The 21,357-nt window shown below is 74.1% G+C and carries 18 protein-coding genes and 1 pseudogene; 10 read left to right on the top strand and 9 right to left on the bottom strand.

Translation table 11 applies throughout. The features are described from left to right. Window positions 1-113 precede the first annotated feature (113 nt). The 3 genes from ABZ562_RS04850 to eda all read left to right on the top strand — a co-directional run bounded on the left by ABZ562_RS04850 (window position 114) and on the right by eda (window position 3,483). Window positions 114-1,796, top strand: coding sequence for a glycoside hydrolase family 13 protein (locus ABZ562_RS04850; RefSeq protein ID WP_361474098.1), 1,683 nt, complete (start codon window positions 114-116; stop codon window positions 1,794-1,796). 81 nt (window positions 1,797-1,877) lie between these two features. Next, a complete protein-coding gene (yaaA, locus tag ABZ562_RS04845) occupies window positions 1,878-2,675 on the top strand; it encodes a peroxide stress protein YaaA (protein ID WP_361474095.1) in 798 nt (265 codons plus the stop codon). A 172-nt stretch (window positions 2,676-2,847) separates the two neighbouring features. Beyond that, window positions 2,848-3,483 carry a bifunctional 4-hydroxy-2-oxoglutarate aldolase/2-dehydro-3-deoxy-phosphogluconate aldolase gene (eda, locus tag ABZ562_RS04840; protein WP_361474092.1) on the top strand — a complete coding sequence of 212 codons (636 nt, stop codon included), beginning with the start codon at window positions 2,848-2,850 and terminating at the stop codon, window positions 3,481-3,483. 20 nt (window positions 3,484-3,503) lie between these two features. Here eda and ABZ562_RS04835 read toward each other — a convergent pair whose 3' ends face one another. The 4 genes from ABZ562_RS04835 to ABZ562_RS04820 all read right to left on the bottom strand — a co-directional run bounded on the left by ABZ562_RS04835 (window position 3,504) and on the right by ABZ562_RS04820 (window position 7,467). Continuing rightward, the gene (locus ABZ562_RS04835; protein ID WP_361474089.1) at window positions 3,504-4,673 is read right to left on the bottom strand and encodes a bifunctional RNase H/acid phosphatase; all 1,170 of its coding nucleotides are present in this window, start codon (window positions 4,671-4,673) and stop codon (window positions 3,504-3,506) included. Between the two features lie 3 nt (window positions 4,674-4,676). Beyond that, entirely contained in the window at window positions 4,677-5,420 is a 744-nt protein-coding gene (locus ABZ562_RS04830) for a C4-type zinc ribbon domain-containing protein (RefSeq protein WP_361474514.1), read from the bottom strand. Between the two features lie 46 nt (window positions 5,421-5,466). After that, window positions 5,467-6,342, bottom strand: coding sequence for a Nif3-like dinuclear metal center hexameric protein (locus ABZ562_RS04825; protein ID WP_055550763.1), 876 nt, complete (start codon window positions 6,340-6,342; stop codon window positions 5,467-5,469). Window positions 6,343-6,432: 90 nt separating this feature from the next. Next, window positions 6,433-7,467, bottom strand: a complete 1,035-nt coding sequence (locus ABZ562_RS04820) for an iron-siderophore ABC transporter substrate-binding protein (RefSeq protein ID WP_361474085.1) — start codon at window positions 7,465-7,467, stop codon at window positions 6,433-6,435. Between the two features lie 202 nt (window positions 7,468-7,669). On the opposite strand from ABZ562_RS04820, the pseudogene ABZ562_RS04815 reads away from it, so the two are divergent. Both ABZ562_RS04815 and ABZ562_RS04810 read left to right on the top strand, forming a co-directional pair. Further along, window positions 7,670-8,695: pseudogene (locus tag ABZ562_RS04815) on the top strand (hypothetical protein); the annotation flags it as partial. Between the two features lie 720 nt (window positions 8,696-9,415). Beyond that, entirely contained in the window at window positions 9,416-9,580 is a 165-nt protein-coding gene (locus ABZ562_RS04810; protein ID WP_361474082.1) for a hypothetical protein, read from the top strand. Between the two features lie 97 nt (window positions 9,581-9,677). On the opposite strand, the gene ABZ562_RS04805 is transcribed toward ABZ562_RS04810, so the two are convergent. From ABZ562_RS04805 to ABZ562_RS04785, 5 genes are all read right to left on the bottom strand, one after another. Next, complete coding sequence (locus tag ABZ562_RS04805) at window positions 9,678-10,640, bottom strand: 3-oxoacyl-ACP reductase (protein WP_361474079.1); 963 nt, start codon at window positions 10,638-10,640, stop codon at window positions 9,678-9,680. Beyond that, complete coding sequence (locus ABZ562_RS04800; protein ID WP_361474077.1) at window positions 10,625-11,710, bottom strand: Zn-dependent alcohol dehydrogenase; 1,086 nt, start codon at window positions 11,708-11,710, stop codon at window positions 10,625-10,627. Before ABZ562_RS04800 ends, ABZ562_RS04805 begins: the two co-directional genes overlap by 16 nt. 65 nt (window positions 11,711-11,775) lie before the next feature. Beyond that, window positions 11,776-12,630 (bottom strand): MaoC/PaaZ C-terminal domain-containing protein, encoded by an 855-nt coding sequence (locus ABZ562_RS04795; RefSeq protein WP_361474074.1) that lies wholly within the window; start codon window positions 12,628-12,630, stop codon window positions 11,776-11,778. A 257-nt stretch (window positions 12,631-12,887) separates the two neighbouring features. Further along, window positions 12,888-14,354, bottom strand: a complete 1,467-nt coding sequence (locus ABZ562_RS04790; RefSeq protein ID WP_361474071.1) for an MFS transporter — start codon at window positions 14,352-14,354, stop codon at window positions 12,888-12,890. A 71-nt stretch (window positions 14,355-14,425) separates the two neighbouring features. Further along, window positions 14,426-16,618, bottom strand: a complete 2,193-nt coding sequence (locus tag ABZ562_RS04785; RefSeq protein ID WP_361474068.1) for an acyl-CoA dehydrogenase — start codon at window positions 16,616-16,618, stop codon at window positions 14,426-14,428. 633 nt (window positions 16,619-17,251) lie between these two features. Here ABZ562_RS04785 and ABZ562_RS04780 point away from each other — a divergent pair. From ABZ562_RS04780 to ABZ562_RS04760, 5 genes are all read left to right on the top strand, one after another. Next, the gene (locus ABZ562_RS04780) at window positions 17,252-17,848 is read left to right on the top strand and encodes a class I SAM-dependent methyltransferase (protein ID WP_361474511.1); all 597 of its coding nucleotides are present in this window, start codon (window positions 17,252-17,254) and stop codon (window positions 17,846-17,848) included. Window positions 17,849-17,968: 120 nt separating this feature from the next. Further along, window positions 17,969-18,790, top strand: a complete 822-nt coding sequence (locus ABZ562_RS04775) for an N-acetylmuramoyl-L-alanine amidase (protein ID WP_361474509.1) — start codon at window positions 17,969-17,971, stop codon at window positions 18,788-18,790. A gap of 160 nt (window positions 18,791-18,950) precedes the next feature. Then, complete coding sequence (locus tag ABZ562_RS04770) at window positions 18,951-19,775, top strand: hypothetical protein (RefSeq protein WP_361474065.1); 825 nt, start codon at window positions 18,951-18,953, stop codon at window positions 19,773-19,775. A gap of 133 nt (window positions 19,776-19,908) precedes the next feature. After that, on the top strand, window positions 19,909-20,919 hold the full coding sequence (locus ABZ562_RS04765; protein ID WP_361474062.1) for an LLM class F420-dependent oxidoreductase: 1,011 nt from the start codon (window positions 19,909-19,911) through the stop codon (window positions 20,917-20,919). 38 nt (window positions 20,920-20,957) lie between these two features. Further along, window positions 20,958-21,251, top strand: a complete 294-nt coding sequence (locus tag ABZ562_RS04760; protein WP_361474059.1) for a hypothetical protein — start codon at window positions 20,958-20,960, stop codon at window positions 21,249-21,251. Window positions 21,252-21,357: the final 106 nt, after the last annotated feature.

Genomic DNA, 21,357 nt, shown 5'->3' with positions numbered 1-21,357 from the left:
GATCGTGTCGCAGACATGCCGCGGCGGCCGGTCTCGACAGACCCCGGCGCGGGCGGGGACACTGCCTCGACGGCTGGGCCGCGTACCGCACCCCCACCACCCGCGAGGACACCGTGAGCGACGACCCCGTGAACAGCGACTGGTGGCGGCAGGCCGTCATCTATCAGGTCTATCCCCGCAGCTTCGCCGACTCCGACGGCGACGGGATCGGTGATCTGCCCGGGGTCACCAGTCGGCTGCCCTACCTCGCCCGGCTCGGCGTGGACGCCGTGTGGCTGAGCCCCTTCTATCCGTCCGCGCTCGCCGACGGCGGCTATGACGTGGCCGACTACCGCGACGTCGATCCGCGGCTCGGCACCCTCGACGACTTCGACCGGATGGTCGCGGAGGCGGACCGGCTCGGGCTCAAGGTGATGGTGGACATCGTCCCCAACCACACCTCCAACGACCATGCCTGGTTCCAGGAGGCCCTGCGCGCGGGCCCCGGCGATCCGGCCCGGGAGCGGTACGTCTTCCGGGAGGGGCGGGGGCCGGGCGGGGGGCTGCCGCCCACCGACTGGGTCTCGTGCTTCGGCGGTCCCGCGTGGACCCGGGTGCCCGACGGGCAGTGGTACCTGCACCTCTTCGCCCCCGAGCAGCCCGATCTCAACTGGGACCACCCGGAGGTGCGCGCCGACTTCCTCACCACGTTGCGCTTCTGGTCCGACCGGGGCGTGGCCGGTTTCCGGGTGGACGTCGCGCACGGGCTGGTCAAGGACCTGGCCGAGCCGCTGCGCGACATCGGGGAGGTGCCCGGATACGAGCCGGAGGACCTGCCGGAGGACGGCAGCCATCCGCTGTGGGACCGCGACGAGGTGCACGGGATCTTCCGCGAGTGGCGCACCGTGTTCAACGAGTACGATCCGCCGCGCGTCGCGGTCGCCGAGGCGTGGGTGCGCAATTCGCGCCGGGTGTCGTACGCCCGCGCGGACGAGCTGGGCCAGGCGTTCAACTTCGACTTCCTCAATGCCCCGCTCAACGCCCCCGCCCTGCACTCGGTCATCGACGGCGCGCTGTCCGCCGCCCGGGAGGCGGGGGCCTCGGCCACCTGGGTGCTCTCCAACCACGATGTGATCCGGCACCGCACCCGGCTCGCCCTGCCGGACGATCTGACGGGCGCGGGCCGGGACGCCTGGCTGCTGGCCGACGGCCGGGAGCCGGAGACCGACCTCGCGCTGGGGCTGCGGCGGGCCCGTGCCGCGACGTTGCTGATGCTGGCCCTGCCCGGTTCGTCGTATCTCTACCAGGGCGAGGAGCTGGGGCTTCCGGAGGTCGCCGACCTGCCCGTGGACGTGCTGCGGGACCCGACCTGGGAGCGCAGCGGCCACCGGGTCAAGGGCCGGGACGGCTGCCGGGTGCCGCTGCCGTGGACGCGCACCGGCCCGTCGTACGGCTTCGGCGCGGGCGGGGCGTGGCTGCCGCAGCCGGAGGGGTTCGGGGAGCTGTCGGTCGAGGCGCAGGAGGGGGACGCCGGTTCGACGCTGGAGCTGTACCGGGAGGCGCTGCGGCTGCGGCGGGAACTGCTGCGCGAGGGGACGGACGAGACGGTGGAGTGGCTGGGCTCGGTCGCCGAACTGAGCGCCGGGGTGCTGCGCTTCCGCCGCGTCGGTGGCTGGCACAGCGTCACCAACCTGTCGGCGGCCGCCGTGCCGCTGCCCGCCGTGGGCGAGATGGTGCTGAGCAGCGGGCCGCTGACGGACGGCGGGGCCGGGCTGCCGCCGGACACCACGGTGTGGCTGCGGGCGACGGGCGCGTAGGCCGTAGGCTGCTGGGCCGGGGCGGCGCCCACCGGCACCGCACCGCACCGCGCCGTACCGCCGAAGCTCGAAGGAGAGACCGTGCTCGTCCTGCTGCCGCCGTCCGAGGGAAAGGCCACGGGAGGCTCCCGATCCCCGCTGGACCTGGGATCGCTGTCGCTTCCGGGGCTGGGCGAGGCCCGGGCCCGGGTGCTGGAGGAGCTGGTCACGCTGTGCTCGGGCGACGAGGCGAAGGCGGCCGAGGTGCTGGGGCTGAGCGCGGGGCTGCGCGGCGAGGTCGCCAAGAACGCGGCGCTCCGGTCGGCCGGGACCCGGCCCGCCGGGGAGATCTACACCGGTGTGCTGTACGACGCGCTCGGCCTCGCCTCCCTCCCCGCCCCCGCCCGGCGGCGGGCGACACGCTCGCTGCTGGTCTTCTCGGGGCTGTGGGGCGCGGTACGGATCGGGGACCGCATCCCGTCGTACCGCTGCTCGATGGGGGTCAAGCTGCCGGGTCTCGGCGCGCTCGGCGCCTTCTGGCGTACGCCGATGGCCACCGTCCTCCCGGAGGCCGCCGGGAACGGGCTGGTCCTCGACCTGCGGTCGGCGGCGTACGCGACGGCGTGGAAGCCGAAGGGGGAGGTCGCGGAGCGCACGGCCACGGTGCGGGTGCTGCAGTCGAAGATCGTGGACGGGGTGGAGAAGCGGTCCGTGGTGAGCCACTTCAACAAGGCGACGAAGGGCCGGATGGTGCGGGACCTGCTGATGGCGGGGGCCGAGCCGAAGGATCCCGGGGAGCTGGTGGAGGCGCTGCGGGGGTTCGGGTACGTGGTGGAGGCGACGGCCCCGGAGCGGGCGGGGCGGCCGTGGGCGCTGGACGTGGTGGTGACGGAGCTGTAGCCCTCGTACGGAGCTGTGGTCCCCGTACGGAGCTGTGGTCCCCGTACGGGGCTGTGGTCCTCGTACGGCCACGCGGCGCTTCCCGGCGGCCGTAGCAGAGCGACGGCAGGGCGGCATTGCATCCTCCGCAACGTGCGTTGCGAGCCATGACACCCGCCCGCAGAATGGTCCCGTGACAGACACCGCGCCCTCCTCCTCCTCCCTGCTCGATCTCGCCCCCGTCATCCCCGTCGTCGTCATCGACGACGCGGCCGACGCGGTGCCGATGGCCCGTGCGCTGGTCGCCGGTGGCCTCCCGGCGATCGAGGTCACCTTCCGCACCCCGGCCGCCGCCGACGCCATCCGGGCGATCGCGGCGGAGGTGCCGGAGGCGATCGTCGGCGCGGGCACGGTGCTGACCCCCGGGCATGTGGAGACCGCCGTCGCGGCCGGGTCCCGCTTCCTGGTCAGCCCGGGGTGGACGGACCGGCTGCTGGGCGCCATGCGGGACTCGGGGATTCCGTCGCTGCCGGGGGTCTCGACCACGTCGGAGGTCGTGGCGCTGCTGGAGCGCGGGGTGACCGAGATGAAGTTCTTCCCGGCGGAGGCGGCAGGCGGTACGGCCTACCTCGGCGCCCTCGCCTCCCCGCTCCCGGGCGCCCGCTTCTGCCCCACCGGCGGCGTCAACGCCGCCCGCGCCCCCGGCTATCTGGCGCTCCCCAACGTGGGGTGCGTGGGCGGCACCTGGATGCTCCCCGCGGAGGCGGTGGCGGCGGGCGACTGGGCCCGCGTCGAGTCCCTGGCACGGGAGGCCGCCGCCCTGCGGTAGGGCGCGGGGCGCGGGGGCGCCTACCGCAGGTGGGACGTGTCGTTCAGCAGGCGGACGGAGGCGTTGCCGTCGCCGTAGTACGCCACCGCCGACAGGGACGCGGCCGAGAGTTCCATGCGGAACAGGGACTCCGGCGGGGCGCCGAGGGCCAGCCGGGTCAGGGTCTTGATCGGCGTGACATGGGTGACGAGCAGCACCGTGCGGCCCGCGTAGCGGGCGATCAGCTTGTCGCGGGAGAGGGCGACGCGGCGGGCGACCGTGGCGAAGGACTCGCCGCCGCCCGTGGGGGCGGCCTTGGAGGAGCCGAGCCAGGTGTCGAGGTCGTCCGGGTAGCGGTCGCGCACCTCGGCGAAGGTCAGGCCCTCCCAGGCGCCGAAGTCCGTCTCGCGCAGCCCCTCGTCGACGCGGACGTCGAGGCCGAGGCGCGTGGCCACCGTGTGGGCGGTCTCGCGGCAGCGCCTCAGGGGCGAGGTGACGACGGCCTGGATGGTGCCGCGCGCGGCGAGTGACGCCGCGACCAGCTCGGCCTGGCGGTGGCCGATGTCCGAGAGGCCGGGGTCGCTGCCGCCGCTGCCGGAGAAGCGCTTCTCCGGGGTGAGCGGCGTCTCGCCGTGCCGGAGCAGGACGAACGTGGTGGGCGCGCCGAGGTCGGCGGAGCCCCAGCCCACGGCAGGGGCGGCGGGGGCCGCCGAGGCGAGCGCGTCGTGGGCCGGGGCCTCGGGGGCGGCCGTCGCGAGGGTGCCGCCCGGCGGCACCTTCGGCTGCCACTGCTCGCCCCGCTTGCCCGCGTCCATCGCCTCGTTGGCGAGCCGGTCCGCGTGGCTGTTCTGCTCACGCGGGATCCAGCCGTACGTCACCTGGCCGGGTGGCAGGAGCCCCTTGGCCTCGGTGGCGAGCGGCCGCATGTCCGGGTGCTTGATCTTCCAACGCCCTGACATCTGCTCGATGACCAGCTTGGAGTCCATCCGGACCTGGACGTCCGCCTCCGGGTCGAGGGCGTGGGCGGCCCGCAGACCGGCGATCAGGCCCTTGTACTCGGCGACGTTGTTGGTCGCGGTGCCGATGTACTCGGCGACCTCGGCGAGCGGTTCGCCCGTCACCGCGTCCAGGACGACGGCGCCGTAGCCGGCGGGCCCCGGGTTGCCCCGGGAGCCGCCGTCGGCCTCGACGATGAAACGACGCCGCGCCATCGGCTACAGCCCGGACTCGGGCGTACGGACCAGGATCCGGCGGCAGTTCTCGCACCGCACCACCGTGTCGGGGGCGGCGGACCGGACCTCGTTCAGCTCGGTGATGGCCAGCTCCTGGCGGCAGCCGTCGCAGCGCCGCTGGTAGAGCCGGGCGGCGCCGACGCCGCCCTGCTGCTCGCGCAGCTTGTCGTAGAGCTTCAGCAGATCGGCGGGGATGGTCCCGGCGATGACCTCGCGCTCCTTGGTGACGGTCGCGATCTCGGCGTCGATCTCCTCGGCCGCCGCGTCGCGCCGCGCCGTGGCGTCGATGATCTTGGCCTGGAGGGATTCCACCCGGCCGGTCAGCTCGGTGGCCCGCTCCTGGGCGGCCTCACGGCGCTCCATGACCTCCAGGACGACGTCCTCCAGGTCGCTCTGGCGGCGGGCGAGGGAGGCGATCTCGTGCTGGAGGTTCTCCAGGTCCTTGGGCGAGGTGACGGCCCCGGAGTCGAGACGCTTCTGGTCGCGGGCGGCGCGCTGGCGCACCTGGTCCACGTCCTGCTCCGCCTTCGTCTGCTCGCGGGCGGTGTCGCTCTCCTCGGTCTGGGACGCGACGAGGAGGTCACGCAGCTGGGTGTGGTCGGCGTTCAGGGTCTCGAGCTCGGCGTGCTCGGGCAGCGTCCGGCGCTTGTGCGCGAGCTGCGAGAGCCGTACGTCGAGGCCCTGGACGTCGAGCAGGCGGATCTGGTCTGCGGGCGCGGCGTTCAGCGGGGGGCTCCAGAGGTGTGCGTAGGGGACGGAAAGAGGCGGGGCCTCAGGCGGGTGAGGCCGAGGCGGTGTCGGGCACGAAGGCCCGGAACGGGGCGGTGGCCGCGGCGTGGGCCGTCCACGGGTCGGTGACCCTGCGCGAGACATGGGTGCGCAGGTCCCAGCCGTGCCGGTCGGAGATCTCGTCGAGCTGCGCCGCGGCCTGCTCGGTCCAGGGCCATTCGGTGGCCCAGTGCGCGGCGTCCACCAGCGCGAGGTCGCTGTGTTCGCGTGCCTCGGAGGCCGGGTGGTGGCGCAGGTCGGCGGTGAGGTACGCGTCGACCCCGGCCGCGCGCGCCTCGGCGAACAGGCCGTCCCCGGAGCCGCCGCAGACGGCGACGGTACGGATCGTACGGTCCGGGTCGCCCGAGGCGCGGATGCCCTGCGCGGTGGCGGGCAGCCGGGCGGCGGCGCGCTCGGTGAACTCGCGCAGCGACTCGGGGCGGTCGAGTTCGCAGATCCGGCCGAGCCCCTGGCGTCCGGTGGGGTCGGCCGGGTCCGGCACCAGCGGGCCGACGGTCCGCAGGTCGAGCGCGCCGGCGAGGGCGTCGGAGACGCCGGGGTCGGCGCGGTCGGCGTTGGTGTGCGCGACGTGCAGCGCGATGTCGTGCTTGATCAGGGTGTGCACCACCCGCCCCTTGAAGGTGGAGGCGGCGACCGTGGTCGTGCCCCGCAGATAGAGCGGGTGGTGGGTGATCAGCAGATCGGCGCCGAGCGCCACCGCCTCGTCGGCGACCTCCTGGACGGGGTCGACGGCGAACAGCACGCGGCTGACCTGGGCATCGGGGTCCCCGCAGACCGTCCCGACGGCGTCCCACTGCTCCGCCCGCTCGGGCGGCCAGAGGGCGTCGAGGGCGGCGAGGACATCGGTGAGAGCGGGCACGGGGCAAGGCTACCTCCCAGATCACCGGGAAGCCTTGCCCCTGCCTTCACCCAGCGCGACGGCCGCGCCCTGGCCGGGTCTGAAGGGGGATCAGCGGACCAGGTAGCCGCGGAGGTCGTCCAGCACCCGGTCGGCGGCGGTGACGCCGAGGCCCAGGTACCAGGTCTCGTCCTCGACGTTCTTGGCGTGCCCCGCCTTGACCGCCTTGAGCTTCTTCCACAGCGGGTTGGACTCCGCCTGGTCCCGCTTGGTGGCCTTGGGGTCGCCGTAGACGCCGGTGAAGATCCAGTCGGCGTCGGCCTCCTTGATCCGCTCCGGGCCGATCTCCGTGGCCAGGTCGTCGACCTGCTGGTTCTTCGGCCGGGGCAGGCCGACGTCCTGGAGGATCGTGCCGATGAAGGACGCCTTGGCGTAGAGCCGGGTGAACTCCGGCATGAAGCGCAGCATGGTGACGGTCGGCTTCTTCGGGCCGATGTCCTCGCCCAGCTTCCTCGCCTTCGCCTCGTACGCGGCGACCTTGCGCTTCGCCTCGGCGGTGCGGTCCAGGGCCGCCGCGTTGAGGAGGTAGTTCTCCTTCCAGGTGAAGCCGGGGCGGATGGAGAAGACGGTCGGGGCGATCTGCTTCAGCTCGTCGTACAGCGGCTCGGCGCGCAGCTTGCTGCCCAGGATCAGATCGGGGTGGAGGGCGTTGATGGCCTCCAGGTTGAGGTTGTTGATGGTGCCGACGTTCTTCGGGTTCCCGGCGGCCTTCTTGAGGTAGCCGGGGATGGCCTGGTCGCCCTCGGAGGGCGCGTAGCCGACCGGCTTGACGCCGAGCGAGACGACGTTGTCCAGCTCGCCGACGTCGAGCACCACGACCCGCTTCGGCTTGCTCTTGATCTCCGTCTTGCCCATGGCCTGGGTGATGGTGCGCGGGAACTGGCCGGGCTCGGCGTCGGTGCCCATCCTCGCGGTCTGCTCGGCGGCCTTGCCGAAGTCCTTGCCGCCCTGCGCGACGGACTTCCCGCCGCCGCCGTTGCCCTTGGCGCCGTCCTTGCCGCTGTCGGACGCGCCGCAGGCGGCGAGGGAGAGGGCCCCGGCCAGGGCGAGGGCGAGGGCGGCGCTGCCGCGGCGGTGTACGGACATGGGGCGCTCCAAGATCAAGGTATTCAGGCACTTAGGCGTGCCTTACTTTAATCGCACCGCGAAAGTCCCTCCTTACAGCACATTCATCCGCGACCTCTCAGGCGAATCGGACAACAGCCACACGTAAGGGTGGAGCCGACCTCTTATCGACCACCGGGAGGGGGTACGAAACCTACGTTCAGTGGCCGGAGGTGACTGAACGATGACCGCCTGTGCCTTCGACGCCGCCCTCACCACGGGAGTCAGCGCCCGGCCACGAGAAAGGTCCACGGATTTCACCATCACCCCGGACCGTTCGTACGGTGCGCGGCTCGCCCTCGGCGGCGACACCGGCTGCTGGTTCCCCGAGCGCTGGACGCTCGACGGGCCCGAGCCGTACGCCGTGCCGCTGCCGGGCGCCCAGCCCGAGGAGCCGGACAGCGAGGTGCTGCCGCTTTCCGACGGGCAGGTGCTGATCCACCGCCGGGTGGCCGGGCACCACGCCTTCTCGCTGCTCTACCCCACTGGCCCGGGCACGGGCGAGCGGGTCCTCGGCGGCATCGACCGCGCCGATGTCTCACTGCTGCCGCCCGCGCCCGGCGGCACCTGCGCGTACGCGCTGGGGCGCGGCCCCCGCTCCACCTCCGTCTGGCTGATCCACGGCGGCGCCCGCGGGCTCCAGCACCTGACCGAAGTGCCCGGGCGCTGCACGGGCGGCGCCTGGCTGGACCGCATGGGCCGGCTGCTCGCCCTCGACCGCGAGCTGGAGGGCCGCACCAAGACCATCGTGGTGGACCTCGGGCGCGGCGGTGAGACCAGCCCGCTGCTCCAGATCACCGAGCGCAGCAACGACCGGCTGCTCCTCGCCGACCCCGACAGCGGTCTGCTGCTCGTACGGTCCGACGCGCCCGGCGACGAGCGGCTGGGGTGGGGCGTCCTGGGCAGCACCCTCCCGGTCCGCTTCCCGGACTGCCTCCGCCCGCCCGCCCAGGCGACGGCCGCCCCCTTCGCGATCCAGCCGGGGCAGATGCTGACGCCGGAGGCGTGCGCGGTCGCCTTCCGCATCGACGCCGCGGCGGGCGGGCGGCCGTGGGTGGGCGTCTGGCGGCCGTCCGAGCGGCGGTTGCGCCAGTTCTCGGCCCCGGAGGGGTGGCTGCCCGGGGCCGGTCTGTGGAGCCGGGACGGCGAGCTGTGGCTGCCGTACGCGACGCGGCAGGTGCCGTGCGGGCTGGCGCGGGTGTGGCTGCCGGAGGCACCGGCGCCGCGCACGCCCGCCGGACCGCGGGTGATCCGGCGGGCGCCCCGCCCCACCGCCCGCCCGGTGGAGGGGACCGGGATCACGCCGTGGCGCAAGGTGAGCGACGGCGGCGCGGCTTCGGAGGCCGTCACTCACGCGGGCGCGGGCCCCCGCGTGGGCGCGAGCGCGGAAGCGGGCGCGGGCGTGACTGCGGGCGTGAGCTTGCGCAGGGATGCGGGCTTACGCGCAGGCGCGCCGGGCTCGGGCTCGGGCGGGGAGGCGAGCGCGGGGGCGGGCGCGGGCCTGGGCGCAAGCGCCGGCTCGAGCGCAGGCGGGCGCAGGGGAGTGGGCTCGGGCGCGGACCCCCGGGTGGGCTTCAGCGTCCGAGTGCGCCTGGGCACGGACGCGGGCGTGATCACGCGCGCGGGCGCGGGCGGCGCGCGGGGGGAGTCCGGGGTGGAGCCGTGGGCCGGGACGGGGTCCTGGCCCGGGGTCGAGCAGGAGACCGGGCAGGAGCCCGAGCTGACCGTGGTCGCCCCGCGGCCCGTACCGCTCCAGCAGGCGCCTCTCGCCAGGTCACAGGAGCCCCGGCCACCCCGCTGGGTTCGCGATCACCGCCCTGGTTAGACTCGGTCGCTCGGGGCTGCGCAGCCGATTGGCACGGCGCATATCGACGTTGTGGCGGGCCCCTCGCGCAGAGTACGGAGCGAACTTACCGGGGTGACTTCCCACATGTCCGATACCCGAACCGACATGCCCCAGGCGCGCCCGCGGGAGGCTGCCGAGGCCAGTGCCGCCGCAGGCCAGGGCAAGCACCGGGGTCAGCAGGCCGCGTCCGAGGAGCCGCAGGCTCCGGTGCACGGCCGCCACCGCCGCCCGAGCGAGAACGCCTCGTAAGACGGCCGGGAGCGCAACCTCCCACCCCGCCCTTTCCCGCAGCACTCGCCGAGGCTGTGGGGAAGGGCGGGGTGGGCGTCGTTCACCCCGCCGTCGTTCACCCCCGCTTCAGGCTCAGCACCTCCGGCGCCGCGAACCCCTCACCGCGCCGCTCATCGAAGTACGGCGTGAGCAGGCCGTCCAGCTCCTCGAAGCCGAAGACGTCCCCCGCCGCATCCAGCTTCGCGGCCACCCTCGGCCGTTCCACGATCGCCACCATGCCCCCGTGGACCACGAACACCTGGCCGTTCACCTCCGCCGCCCGCGGCGAGGCGAGGTAGCCGACGAGCGGGGCCACGTGCTCGGGGGACAGAGGATCAAGGTGGTCCTCGGTGAGCCCGGCGTCGGGGAAGACGTCCTCGGTCATCCGGGTGCGCGCCCGTGGGCAGATGACGTTCGCCGTCACGCCGTATTTGGCGAGCGCGCCCGCCGTGGAGAGGGTCAGGCCGACGATGCCGCCCTTCGCGGCCGCGTAGTTCGGCTGGCCGGGCGACCCGGCGAGGAAGGCCTCGGACGAGGTGTTCACGATGCGGCCGTGCACCGGCCCGCCCCCGGCGGCCTTGGAACGGTCACGCCAGTGCGCGGCCGCGAAGCGGGTGGTGTTGAAGTGGCCCTTGAGGTGGACGCGGATGACCGAGTCCCATTCGTCCTCGCTCATCGAGAAGACCATCCGGTCGCGGAGGATGCCCGCGTTGTTGACCAGGATGTCCAGCGCACCGTAGGTGTCGACCGCGAGCCCCACCAGCCCGCGCGCCGTGTCGAAGTCGGCCACGTCGCCCCCGTGGGCCGTGGCCCGGCCGCCCGCCGCGCGGATCTCCTCGGCCACCTCCTCGGCGGGGCCGGAGGACGCCTCGCCCGAGCCGTCGCGGCCGCCCTGCCCGTAGTCGTTGACGACGACGGCGGCGCCCAGCCGGCCCAGCTCCAGGGCCTCGGCGCGGCCGAGCCCGCGCCCGGCGCCGGTGACGATCGCGGTCTTCCCCGCCAGCGGACGCCTCCCCTCCCGGGTCAGATCTCGATGCATGTGCGCAGCGCCTCCCCCGTCCGCATCTGGCCGAGCGCGTCGTTGATCTCGCCGAGCCGCACCCGGTGGGTGATGAGCCCGGCGAGGTCGATGCGGCCCGCCCGCCACAGCGCGATGGTCCGTTCGTACGAGCGCAGCACATCGCCCCCGCCGTACAGGGACGGCAGGATCCGCTTCTCGTCGAAGAACAGCTCGAACATGCTGAGTTGGAGGAAGTCGTCCACCGCGCCCGCGCCGACGACGCACAGGGTGCCGCCGCGCCGGGTGACCTCGTACGCGCGGCGGGCGGTGGCGGACTTGCCGACGACCTCGAAGACGTAGTCGAAGCCCTCGCCCGCCGTGACGCTGTTCTTGGCGTCGTCGAGCCCGTCCGGGGCGACCGCCTCGGTGGCGCCGAAGCGCAGCGCCGCCTCGCGCCGCGAGGTGATGGGGTCGACGGCGAGAATGTGCGCCGCGCCCGCCGCGCGGGCGCCCTGCACGACGCTGATGCCCACCCCGCCGCAGCCGATGACGGCGACCGACGAACCGGCCTCCACCCGCGCCGTGTTGAGGGCCGCGCCGAGCCCGGTGGTCACCCCGCAGCCGATGAGGGCGGCGATGTCGTACGGGACGTCGTCGGGGATCGGCACAGCGCAGGACGCCGGGAGGACGACCTCCTCGGCGAAGGTGCCGGTCCCGGCCATGCCGAAGACCTGGTCGGCGCCGTCGCCCGCGCGCTTGAAGTTGGCCGTTCCGGCGTTCATGAACCCGGACAGGCACAGCTGGCTCTGCCCGCGCTTGCAGGACGGACAGCCGCCGCAGGCGGGCAGCCAGCACACCAGCACCCGGTCGCCGGGGTTCAGCCCGGTCACCCCGTCGCCGACGTCCACGATCTCCCCGGCGCCTTCGTGGCCGGGGACGAAGGGCACCGGCTGCGGCAGGACGCCGCTCATCGCGGAGAGGTCGGAGTGGCACAGCCCGGTGGCCCGGATGCGCAGCCGGACCTTGCCGGGGCCGAAGCCCACGGCCTCGATGTCGTCGAGGACTTCGAGCTTGTCCTGTCCCGTCTCGTGCAGTACGGCTGCGCGCACAGCGGCTCCTCTCGGATCAAGGGATCAGGTCGGATCAGGGGGTACGGAGGGGTCGGATCACGGGGTCAGGCGTGCTCCACGACCGTGTCGCCGAGGACGGGCGCGTCGTCCCGCTCGACGGCGCTCGCCGTCACCTGGACGCGCCCCTCGTCCCGCCACATCCGGATGCGCAGGGTCTCGCCCGGGTACACCACCCCGGCGAAGCGCGTGGTGTACGAGCGCACGCGGGCGACGTCGCCGCCCAGCTCGGTGTCCACGACGGCCTTGAGGACCATGCCGTACGAGCACAGCCCGTGCAGGATCGGCTTCTCGAACCCCGCGAGCTTGGCGAACCCGGGGTCGGCGTGCAACGGGTTCCAGTCCCCGGAGAGCCGGTAGAGCAGCGCCTGGTCCTCCCGGATGGCCCGCTCCACGGTGCGGTCGGGCTCGCGGTCGGGGGTCTCCAGCCGCTCGGAGGGGCCGCGCTCGCCGCCGAAGCCGCCCTCGCCGCGCACGAAGATGCGGCTGTCGCAGGTCCACAGCGGGCCGTCCGCGTCGGCCGCCTCGGTGCGCAGCACGATGACCGCGGCCTTGCCCTTGTCGTACACCGCCGCGACCCGGGACGTCTGGGTGGCGTCCCCGGTCACCGGTATCGGCCGGTGCACCTCCACGGTCTGGCCGCCGTGCAGCACGGCCGCGAGGTCGACGTCGATCCCCGGGCCGTTCAGCCCCCCGGCGAGCGCCATGCGGCCGCCCGCGACGGTGGCGAAGCTGGGCAGGACGTGCAGCTCGCTCTCCAGGGTGTAGCGCAGCTCATCGGGGTCGGTGGCCGGGATTCCGGCGCCGATGCCCAGGTGGTAGAGCTGGATGTCCTTGTGTCCCCAGGCGAGGGCGGTGGTCCGGGGCTCGGCCGAGACGGCCGTGGCGGCGTCGATGGGCATAGGCGAACAGCACTCCTTGGCGGGAGGGGCGGGAGGCCCCCGGCTGGCGGGAGAACCCCCGGCTGGCGGGAAGACCCCGGCCCGCCCGTCCGCACCGTCGGCCGCGCCGGGGTCGTCACTGGTCGGCAGGGCCGCGCCGCGTTTAGAACGCGTTCTAGCCGATGGCACCCATGTATAGCCCAATCCCCCTGACGGGGGAAGACTGCTGACGGATCGTCAGCTTCGCGTGGCACGGGGCCGCCCGCCGGAACGGCCGGCTATGAATCCGCGGGTGTCGCTGCGGGCGTACGCGGCAGGGCCACGGCCATCAGCAGCACCGCCGCCGCGATGATCCCCGTGGCCACGACGAACGCATGGCCGTACCCGGCCGCCAGCGCCTCCGGTCCGTCCCCGCCACGGGCCGCGATCCGCTCGGCCGCGACCGTCGCCAGCACGGTCAGCCCGAGCGCACCGCCGATCTGCCGCGAGGTGTTGACCAGCCCCGACACCAGCCCCGCTTCCGACGGGCCCGCGCCCGAGGTGGCGGAGGCGGCGAGCGGGGTCGTCATCAGTCCGGCCCCGAGCGACATGATGATCGCGGGGCCCAGCACCGTACCGACGTAGGTGCCGTCCGCGTCCATCCGGCTCTGCCACGCGTAGCCGACGACGGCCAGCGATCCGCCCGCGATGGCCAGCAGCTTCCCGTCCAGCCGGGTCATCAGCCGGGGCGCGACCTTGGAGCCGAGGACGATCGACAGGCTGTGCGGGAGGAAGGCGAGACCGGCCTTGACCGGGCTGTAGTGCAACACGTTCTGCAAGTAGAGCGTCATGAGGTACCACATGGCGAACATGCCGCCGCCACACACCACCATCACCGCGTTCGCCGCCGTGACCGCCCGGATCCGGAACAGCCGCAACGGCATGAGCGGTTCCGCCGTACGCGCCTCGACGGCGACGAAGACCGCGAGCAGCGCCACCCCGGCGAGCAGCGGCCCGAGCGAGGCGGCGGCGCCCCAGCCGTGCGGCTCGGTCTGCACGATGCCGTACGCGAGCGCCGTGACGCCCGCCGTGACCAGCACCGCGCCGGGGACGTCGAGCCGGCGCACCGTCCCGGAGCGGCTCTCGGTCAGCCACACCACCGCGGCCACCAGCACCAGCGCGCCCACCGGCACGTTGACCAGCAGCACCCAGCGCCACGACAGGAACTCGGTGAGCACCCCGCCGACCAGCCCGCCCGCCGCTCCCCCGCCCGCGCCGACCGCCGCCCAGGTGCCGATGGCGCGGGTGCGGGCCGCGCCGTGCGGGAAGGCGGTGGTGAGGATGGTGAGGGTGGCCGGTGAGAGCACGGCCGCGCCGAGGCCCTGGAGGGCGCGGGCCGCGACCAGCTGCCAGGGCTGCTGGGCGACGCCGCCCGCCAGGCTGGCGGCGGTGAACAGCCCGAGCCCGGTGAGGAAGACCCGCTTGCGTCCGAAGAGGTCGGCCGCGCGCCCTCCGAGCAGCATGAACCCGGCGAAGGTCAGCGCGTAGGCGTTGACCACCCACTGCAGCGCGGTCTCGCCGAGCCCCAGGTCGGTGCGTATGGACGGCAGGGCGACGTTGACCACCGATATGTCGAGCACCACCACGAACTGTCCGGAGCAGGCGGCCAGCAGCACCGCCCAGGCCGGTGGCGAGGCGCGTGGCGGGCGCTGGGCGGGGTCGGTGGCGGAGGGAATGGCACGCGAGGGGGGAGTCGGGGTGGCCATGGCGGTGATGCTCGCACCCCGGGCCCGCCCCCCGCATCGGCATTTCTGCGCATTCGCGCGGGTCGATGGACCTAGGTACCGTCCCGGCCCCCATCGCGGGGCAGGCCGAGCAGCCGTTCCGCGACGACGTTCAGCTGCACCTGGGTCGTACCGCCCGCGATGGTCAGGCAGCGCGACATCAGGAAGCCGTGCAGGGCCCGTTCGCCCGCGCCCTCGCGCACCGCGCCGCCGGGGCCCAGCAGTTCCAGGGCCAGTTCGGCGACCTTCTGCTGGTGGGTCGTCTGGATGAGCTTGCGGACGCTCGCACCCGCGCCCGGCTCCACCCCGGACACCTGGCGCAAGGTGGTGCGCAGCCCGATGCAGGCGAGCGCGTGGGCCTCGGCCATCAGCCCGCCGACGCGCTCCCGCTCCGGGCCGGTATCCGGAACGTGTGCGATCAGCGTCTCCAGGCCGGTGTCGAAGGTCAGCTGGTCGGCCATGTGGACGCGTTCGTTGCCGAGGGTGTTGCGGGCGACCGCCCAGCCCGCGTCCACCTCGCCCACCACCGCGTCCGGTGGGAGCAGCACATCGTCCAGGAACACCTCGTTGAAGAGGGAGTCCCCGGTGATCTCCCGCAGCGGGCGGATGGTGATCCCGGCCGTCCGCTTCATGTCGACCAGGAAGTAGCCGAGCCCCTTGTGCTTGGGTGCCTTCGGGTTCGTACGGGCCAGCAGGATGCCGTAGTCCGCCGACCGGGCCCCCGACGTCCACACCTTCTGCCCGTTGACCCGCCACCGGCCCTCCGCCGTGCGCTCGGCCCGGGTGCGCAAGCCGGCGAGATCGGAGCCGGCTTCGGGCTCGGAGAACAGCTGGCACCAGCGCAGTTCGCCGCGGAGCGTCGGCAGCAGGAAGCGCTCGCGCTGGGCGTCCGTGCCGTACGCGATGAGCGAGGGCACCACCCAGGTGGCGACGCCCAGATCGCTGAGCGCCACGCCCGCGTCGCGCAGCTCGCGCGCGATGGCGAGCTGATGCAGCGGGCTCGCGCCGAGGCCGTACGGGGGTGGCAGATGCGGTGCCGCGTACCCGGTGGGCGCGAGGGCGCGCCGGGCAGCGCCCGGGTCCAGCCCGCGCGCCGTCGCGATGACGGCGCGGGCGGCGCGGCGGTGGGCCTCGGCCTCGGGCGGGAGGTCGAGCCGCAGTTCGCGGCGGGCTCCGGCGGCGGCGAGGCGCGCGGCGCGCGACCGGTGGTGGGCGCCGGTGCCGAGCAGCGCGCGGGCCGCCGTGGCGCGGCGCAGATGGAGGTGGGCGTCGTGTTCCCAGGTGAAGCCGAGGCCGCCGAGGATCTGGACGCAGTCCTTGGCGCAGCCGTACGCGGCGTCGAGCGCGGTGGCGGCGGCGAGCGCGGCCGTGAGCCCGCGTGTGCTTTCGTCGGCCTGGGTGTCCTCCGCCGCGCGGGCCGCGTCCCAGGTGAGGGCGCGGGCCTGCTCGACACGGACGAGCATGTCGGCGCACAGGTGCTTCACGGCCTGGAACTGCCCGATCGGCCGCCCGAACTGCTCCCGCACCCGGGCGTGCCCGGCCGCCGTCTCCAGCGCCCAGCCCGCGGTGCCGCACGCCTCGGCGGCGAGCAGGACGGCCGCCAGGTCCGTCACCAGCGCGGGGTCGACGTCCAGCACCCGGGCCCGGGGGACGGCCACGCCGGAGGCGCGTACCTCGGCGGTCGGGCGGGTGGGGTCGGCGCTGTCGTGGACGCGGAGGGTGAGGTCGGCGCCGTCCACGGCCAGCCAGACGGTCGCCGTCCCCCGGGCGGCGGCGAGGACGATCACATCGGCGTCCGCCGCGCCCAGGACCGGCGGTGCGCAGCCGTCGAGGACCAGTCCGCCGTCCGGGCCGGGCGCGGCGGTGAGCGATCCGGCGCCGAACGCGACGGCGCCGGTGCGGCTGCCGTCGGCGAGGCCCGCGACCAGTTCGTCCCGGCCGGCCCGGTGCAGTACGGCGGAGGCCAGCACGGTGGGCAGATACGGCCCGGGCAGCACCGCCCGCCCGGTCTCCTCCAGGACGACGGCGAGGTCGACCAGTCCCCCGCCGCCTCCGCCCCGCTCCTCCGGCAGATGCGGCCCGAGCAGGCCCTGCGCGGCCAGGCCGGGCCAGTAGGCGGCCCGTTCGCCGCCACCGGGCGGGGCGTCGAGCACCGTGCGCACCGCCTCCGGCGGCACCGCGCGCGCCAGCCACCCCCGCACCGCGCGCGCCAGTTCCTCGTGGTCTTCCGTGACGGCGATGCCCATGGGCGGATGGTAGAACCTGTTTCAATCTGACGGAAGGTCAGATGCGTGCTCACCTGGGCGCCGGAGCCGGAGTCATTTCCCCACCCCGCCCCTTCCCGGCCCTTGTCGATGTGCGGCTCCGCCGCGTGAGGGACTCCGCCCCGGACCCCTTCGAGGGCTCCGCCCCGCGCCCCCGCCGGGTTTCGGCCCTGCACCCCCACCGGGGCCCCGCCCCGCACCCCCGCCGGAGTCGCACCCCTGCACCCCCACCGGGGCCCCGCCCCAGGACCCCACCGGGGCCCCGCCCCAGGACCCCACCGGGACTGCGTCCCCGCGTCCACACCGGGCCCGCAGCCCCCACACCCCACCGGGACCCCGCGCACCTCCACCGGGGTCCCGCGCGCCCACACCGGGGCTGCACCCCGGGCCCGAGTCCCGCCCCACCTCCGCCCGTTCACGGGCACCGGGCCGCCGGCCGCCGGCCACCGAACGCACCGGTTCATGGGCAATCGCCCCGCGGGGCGGGACGGGTGGGCACAAACCGGCCGCCGGGCCGCACCCGGCAACGGAACCACCGACCCCATACGGCAGGATGACCGCGTGACCCGACCCGCGACCGCGACCCTCAACGCCTTCGAGGCGGCCAAGGGCTTCATGCCCACCGACGAGGGCCTGGCCCTGTACGCGGCCGCCGCCGAAGCCGCGCATCGCCTGGGCCTGCCCCTGCTGGAGGTGGGCACGTACTGCGGCCGCTCCACGATCCTCCTCGCCGACGCCGCCCGCGCGACCGGCACGGTCGCCGTCACCGTCGACCACCACCGCGGCTCCGAGGAGCAGCAGCCCGGCTGGGAGTACCACGACCCGGAGGTCGTCGACCCCGAGGTCGGCCGGATGGACACGCTGCCCACCTTCCGCCGCACGCTGCACGCCGCGGGCCTCGAAGACCACGTCATCGCCGCCGTCGGCCGGTCCCCGCGGGTCGCCGCGGTATGGGGGAAGCCGCTGGCGCTCGTGTTCATCGACGGCGGGCACACCGACGAGCACGCCACCGCCGACTACGAGGGCTGGGCGCCGCACGTCGCGCCCGAGGGGCTTCTCGTCATCCACGACGTGTTCCCCGACCCGGCCGACGGCGGGCAGGCCCCGTACCGGATCTACCGCCGCGCCCTCGCCTCCGGCGCGTTCACCGAGGTCTCCGCGACCCGCTCGCTGCGCGTGCTGCGCCGTACCGGGACGAACCCACTCACCTGACCCGCAGCCGCTACCATCACCGACGTGTCGAAAGGCAGCTTTCCCTCCGCGTCCGGCCGCCGCGGCGGCACCCTCACCCTCGTGCTGGCCGCCCTGGCACCCGTCTGCCTCGGCGGCTGGATGGTGTGGGACACCATGGGGTCAGGGCAGAACGACGGCGGCGGCACACCGGCCTCCTCCCTGCCGACCGTTTCGTCCACCTCCTCCCCGCTGCCTCCCCAGCCGCCGTCCGCCTCGCCCAAGAACGGGACCAACGGGACCGACGGCAAGCCGCTCACCGGCAAGGTCGTGGTGCTCGACCCCGGCCACAACCCCAACAACCGCGATCACACCTCCGAGATCGCCCGCCGCGTCGACATCGGCACCAACAAGAAGGAGTGCGACACCACCGGCACGGCCACCGACGCCGGATACTCCGAGGCGGCCTTCACCCTCGACGTCTCCCGCCGCGCCCGCGCCCTGCTCGAAGCGCGCGGCGCGACGGTGAAGTTCACGCAGGACGGCGACCGCTCGTACGGGCCGTGCGTGGACGAGCGGGCGCGGATCGGGAACGGCGCGCACGCCGACGCCGTGGTGTCCGTGCACGCGGACGGCGCCCCCGCCGGGGATCGCGGCTTCCACGTCATCCTCCCCAAGTCCGTACGCGGCGGCGGCGCGGACACCTCGAACATCGCCGCGCCCTCCCGGCTGCTCGGCGAACGGGTGCGCGGTGAATTCATGGATGCCACCGGCAGTGCGCCCGCCGACTACATCGGTGACGGCAGCGGGTTGAATGTCCGCGGCGATCTCGGCGGTCTCAATCTCTCCACCGTTCCGAAAGTGTTCATCGAGTGCGGCAATATGCGCGACCCGAAAGACGCGTCGGAACTGACCGATCCGAAGTGGCGTGAGCGCGCGGCCCTCGGCATCGCGCAGGGCATTACGGACTTCTTGAACCGCTAAGTCTCCAACAACCGAACGCGAGGTCACGACCGGGATACCGATGCCCCACCCCCGGTCTCAGCAGCTTGATTCCCCCGTACGATGGGTCCACCCCCGACGCCTTCGCGCCACCGCGCCTGGCGGCAGCGTCCGTATACGAGAAAACAACAAAGGACTCACGTTGAACATCCGCTCGCTCACTCGAGGCGACGGCGTGGTGATCGGAGCAGCGGTGTTGCTCTTCATCGCCTCCTTCCTCGACTTCTACTCGGCCGATTGTGACGGCTCGTACTGCCCCGACATGCCGAATGGCTGGGACACGGACTTGCTCCTGGTCGTCCTTCCGTCGGTGTTCCTGATCGGGCTGATCGGCGCGGGGCTGGTCATCGCGGGGCGGTTCCAGCCCGAGAGCCGTAAGGTCAGCGGGCTCACCCTCGACCAGTGGGGCGCCGGCTTCACCGTGGTCGCCGCCTGGGACTCGCTGTGGTCGCTCATGGTCACGCCGGACAGGCTCAGCCCGGGTGTCGGCGCCATTCTCACGCTGGTGGCGACGCTCGCCAGCGCCGCGGCGGTCATCGCGACCCCGCGCGTCCCGGCCCTCAAGGCGCCGCTGATGAACGCCTCCGGTCCGGCGGCCCCGTCCCAGTACGGCGCTCCGTCCCCGTACGGCGCGCAGGCCCCGCAGCCGGGCTACGGCTACCCGGGCCCGGGTGGCGCCCAGCCCGGTCAGCCGCAGGGCGGCCCGGGCCAGCCCTCGTTCGGCGGTCAGCCGGGCCAGCCGGCCCCGGCCCCGGCGGCGGGCGGCTCCGACTTCGCGCCGTTCTGGTTCGCGGTGCCGGTGACCCGGCCGCTGTACGCCGAGGACGGCTCGTCCGGCACGATCGCCGAACTGGCCCCGGGCACCTGGTACCTGGCCGTCGAGCAGCGCGGGCAGGCGCTCGTCGCGCAGACCCAGGACGGGCGGCGCGGTGTGCTCCAGGACACCACGGGAATCCAGCGCGGCTGACCTCCCCATGACACGGCCCCTCGCCCGCTACCGGGCGAGGGGCCGTCCGCTTTCCCGCCCGTTGCCATGTGCGCACCCGGGCCGTACAGTCCAGGCGGCAAGCGACCTGACGTGACGTCAGAGAGGGGTTGTCATGCGGCTCGGCCTGGCGCTCGGCTACTGGGGCCGCGGCCCCGACCCCCGCCATCTGGAGCTGGCCCGGCAGGCCGAGCGGCTGGGCTATCACTCCGTGTGGACCGCCGAGTCCTGGGGTTCGGACGCCTTCACCCCGCTCACCTGGATCGCCGCCCACACCTCCCGTATCAAGCTCGGCACGGCGATCGCGCAGATGGCCGCGCGCACCCCCACCGCCACCGCGATGCAGGCACTCACCCTCGACCACCTCTCCGGCGGGCGCGTGATGCTCGGCCTCGGCCTGTCGGGGCCGCAGGTCGTGGAGGGCTGGTACGGGCGGCCGTTCCCCAAGAGCCCGCTCACCGCCACCCGGGAGTACGTCGACGTCATCCGGCAGGTGCTGCGCCGCGAGGCGCCCGTACGGCTCGACGGGCGCTATCACGCGCATCCGTACGCCGGGCCGGACGCCACCGGCCTCGGCAAACCCCTGAGGCCCATCGTCCACCCGCTGCGCCCCGGCCTTCCGGTGCTGCTCGGTGCCGAGGGGCCGAAGAACATCGCCCAGACCGTGCGCATCGCCGACGGCTGGCTGCCGCTGTACTGGTCGCCGCGGCGGACCCCGCTGTACGAGGCGGCCCTCGCGGAAGCGCCCGAGGGCTTCATGGTGGCGCCGATGGCCCAGGCGCGGGTGTGCGACGACATCGCGGAGGGGCTGCTGCCGGTGAAGGCGATGCTCGGCTTCTACATCGGCGGCATGGGCCACGCGGCCCGCAACTTCCACGCCGATCTGATGGCCCGCATGGGCTACGAGGACGAGGCGCGCCGGATCCAGGAGCTGTTCCTCGCGGGCCGCCGCGACGAGGCGATCGCGGCGGTGCCGGACGCCTTCGCCGACGAGGTGTCCCTGATCGGCCCGCGCGGACGCATCGCGGAACGGCTGGAGCTGTGGCGCGAGGGGCCGGTGACGGACCTGCTGGTGATCGCGCCGGACGAACGGACGCTGCGGGTGCTGGCGGAACTGGCCGGGTAGGTGGTTTGGCTCCGCACGGCGGGGCAACACGTCCGGGCATGTCCCGAAGTTATCGCTACGGAAACAATCAGGCGGCGACCGTCGTGATGGTCGTCGCGGACATCACCGCCGTGATCCTCGGCCTGTGGATCCTGTTCGCCCTTCTGGACGCCAACCCCGCCAACGACCTCGTGACCGTGGTCCGCGACGCGGCGGGCTGGCTCGCGGGCTGGTCCCACGACCTGTTCACGATGGACACGGACTGGCTGCGGACGGTCCTCAACTACGGGCTGCCCGCCGTGGTGTACCTGTTCGTCGGGCACGCCGTGGCCGGCCGCATCCGCCGCGGCTGAGGACCGTACGGCTAGGGGGTGTCGTGTGGATCAGGCCGGATCAGCGAGCGGCGTCTGGTGCAGGGGGCACCTCCCAGCGGTAGCTGGGGGAGCCTCGCAACCCGCG

Source organism: Streptomyces sp. NPDC019937 (assembly GCF_040631655.1).
Lineage (GTDB): Bacteria > Actinomycetota > Actinomycetes > Streptomycetales > Streptomycetaceae > Streptomyces.
Note: the sequence above shows the minus strand (reverse complement) of the source record. Positions and strands in the feature narration are given on the sequence as shown.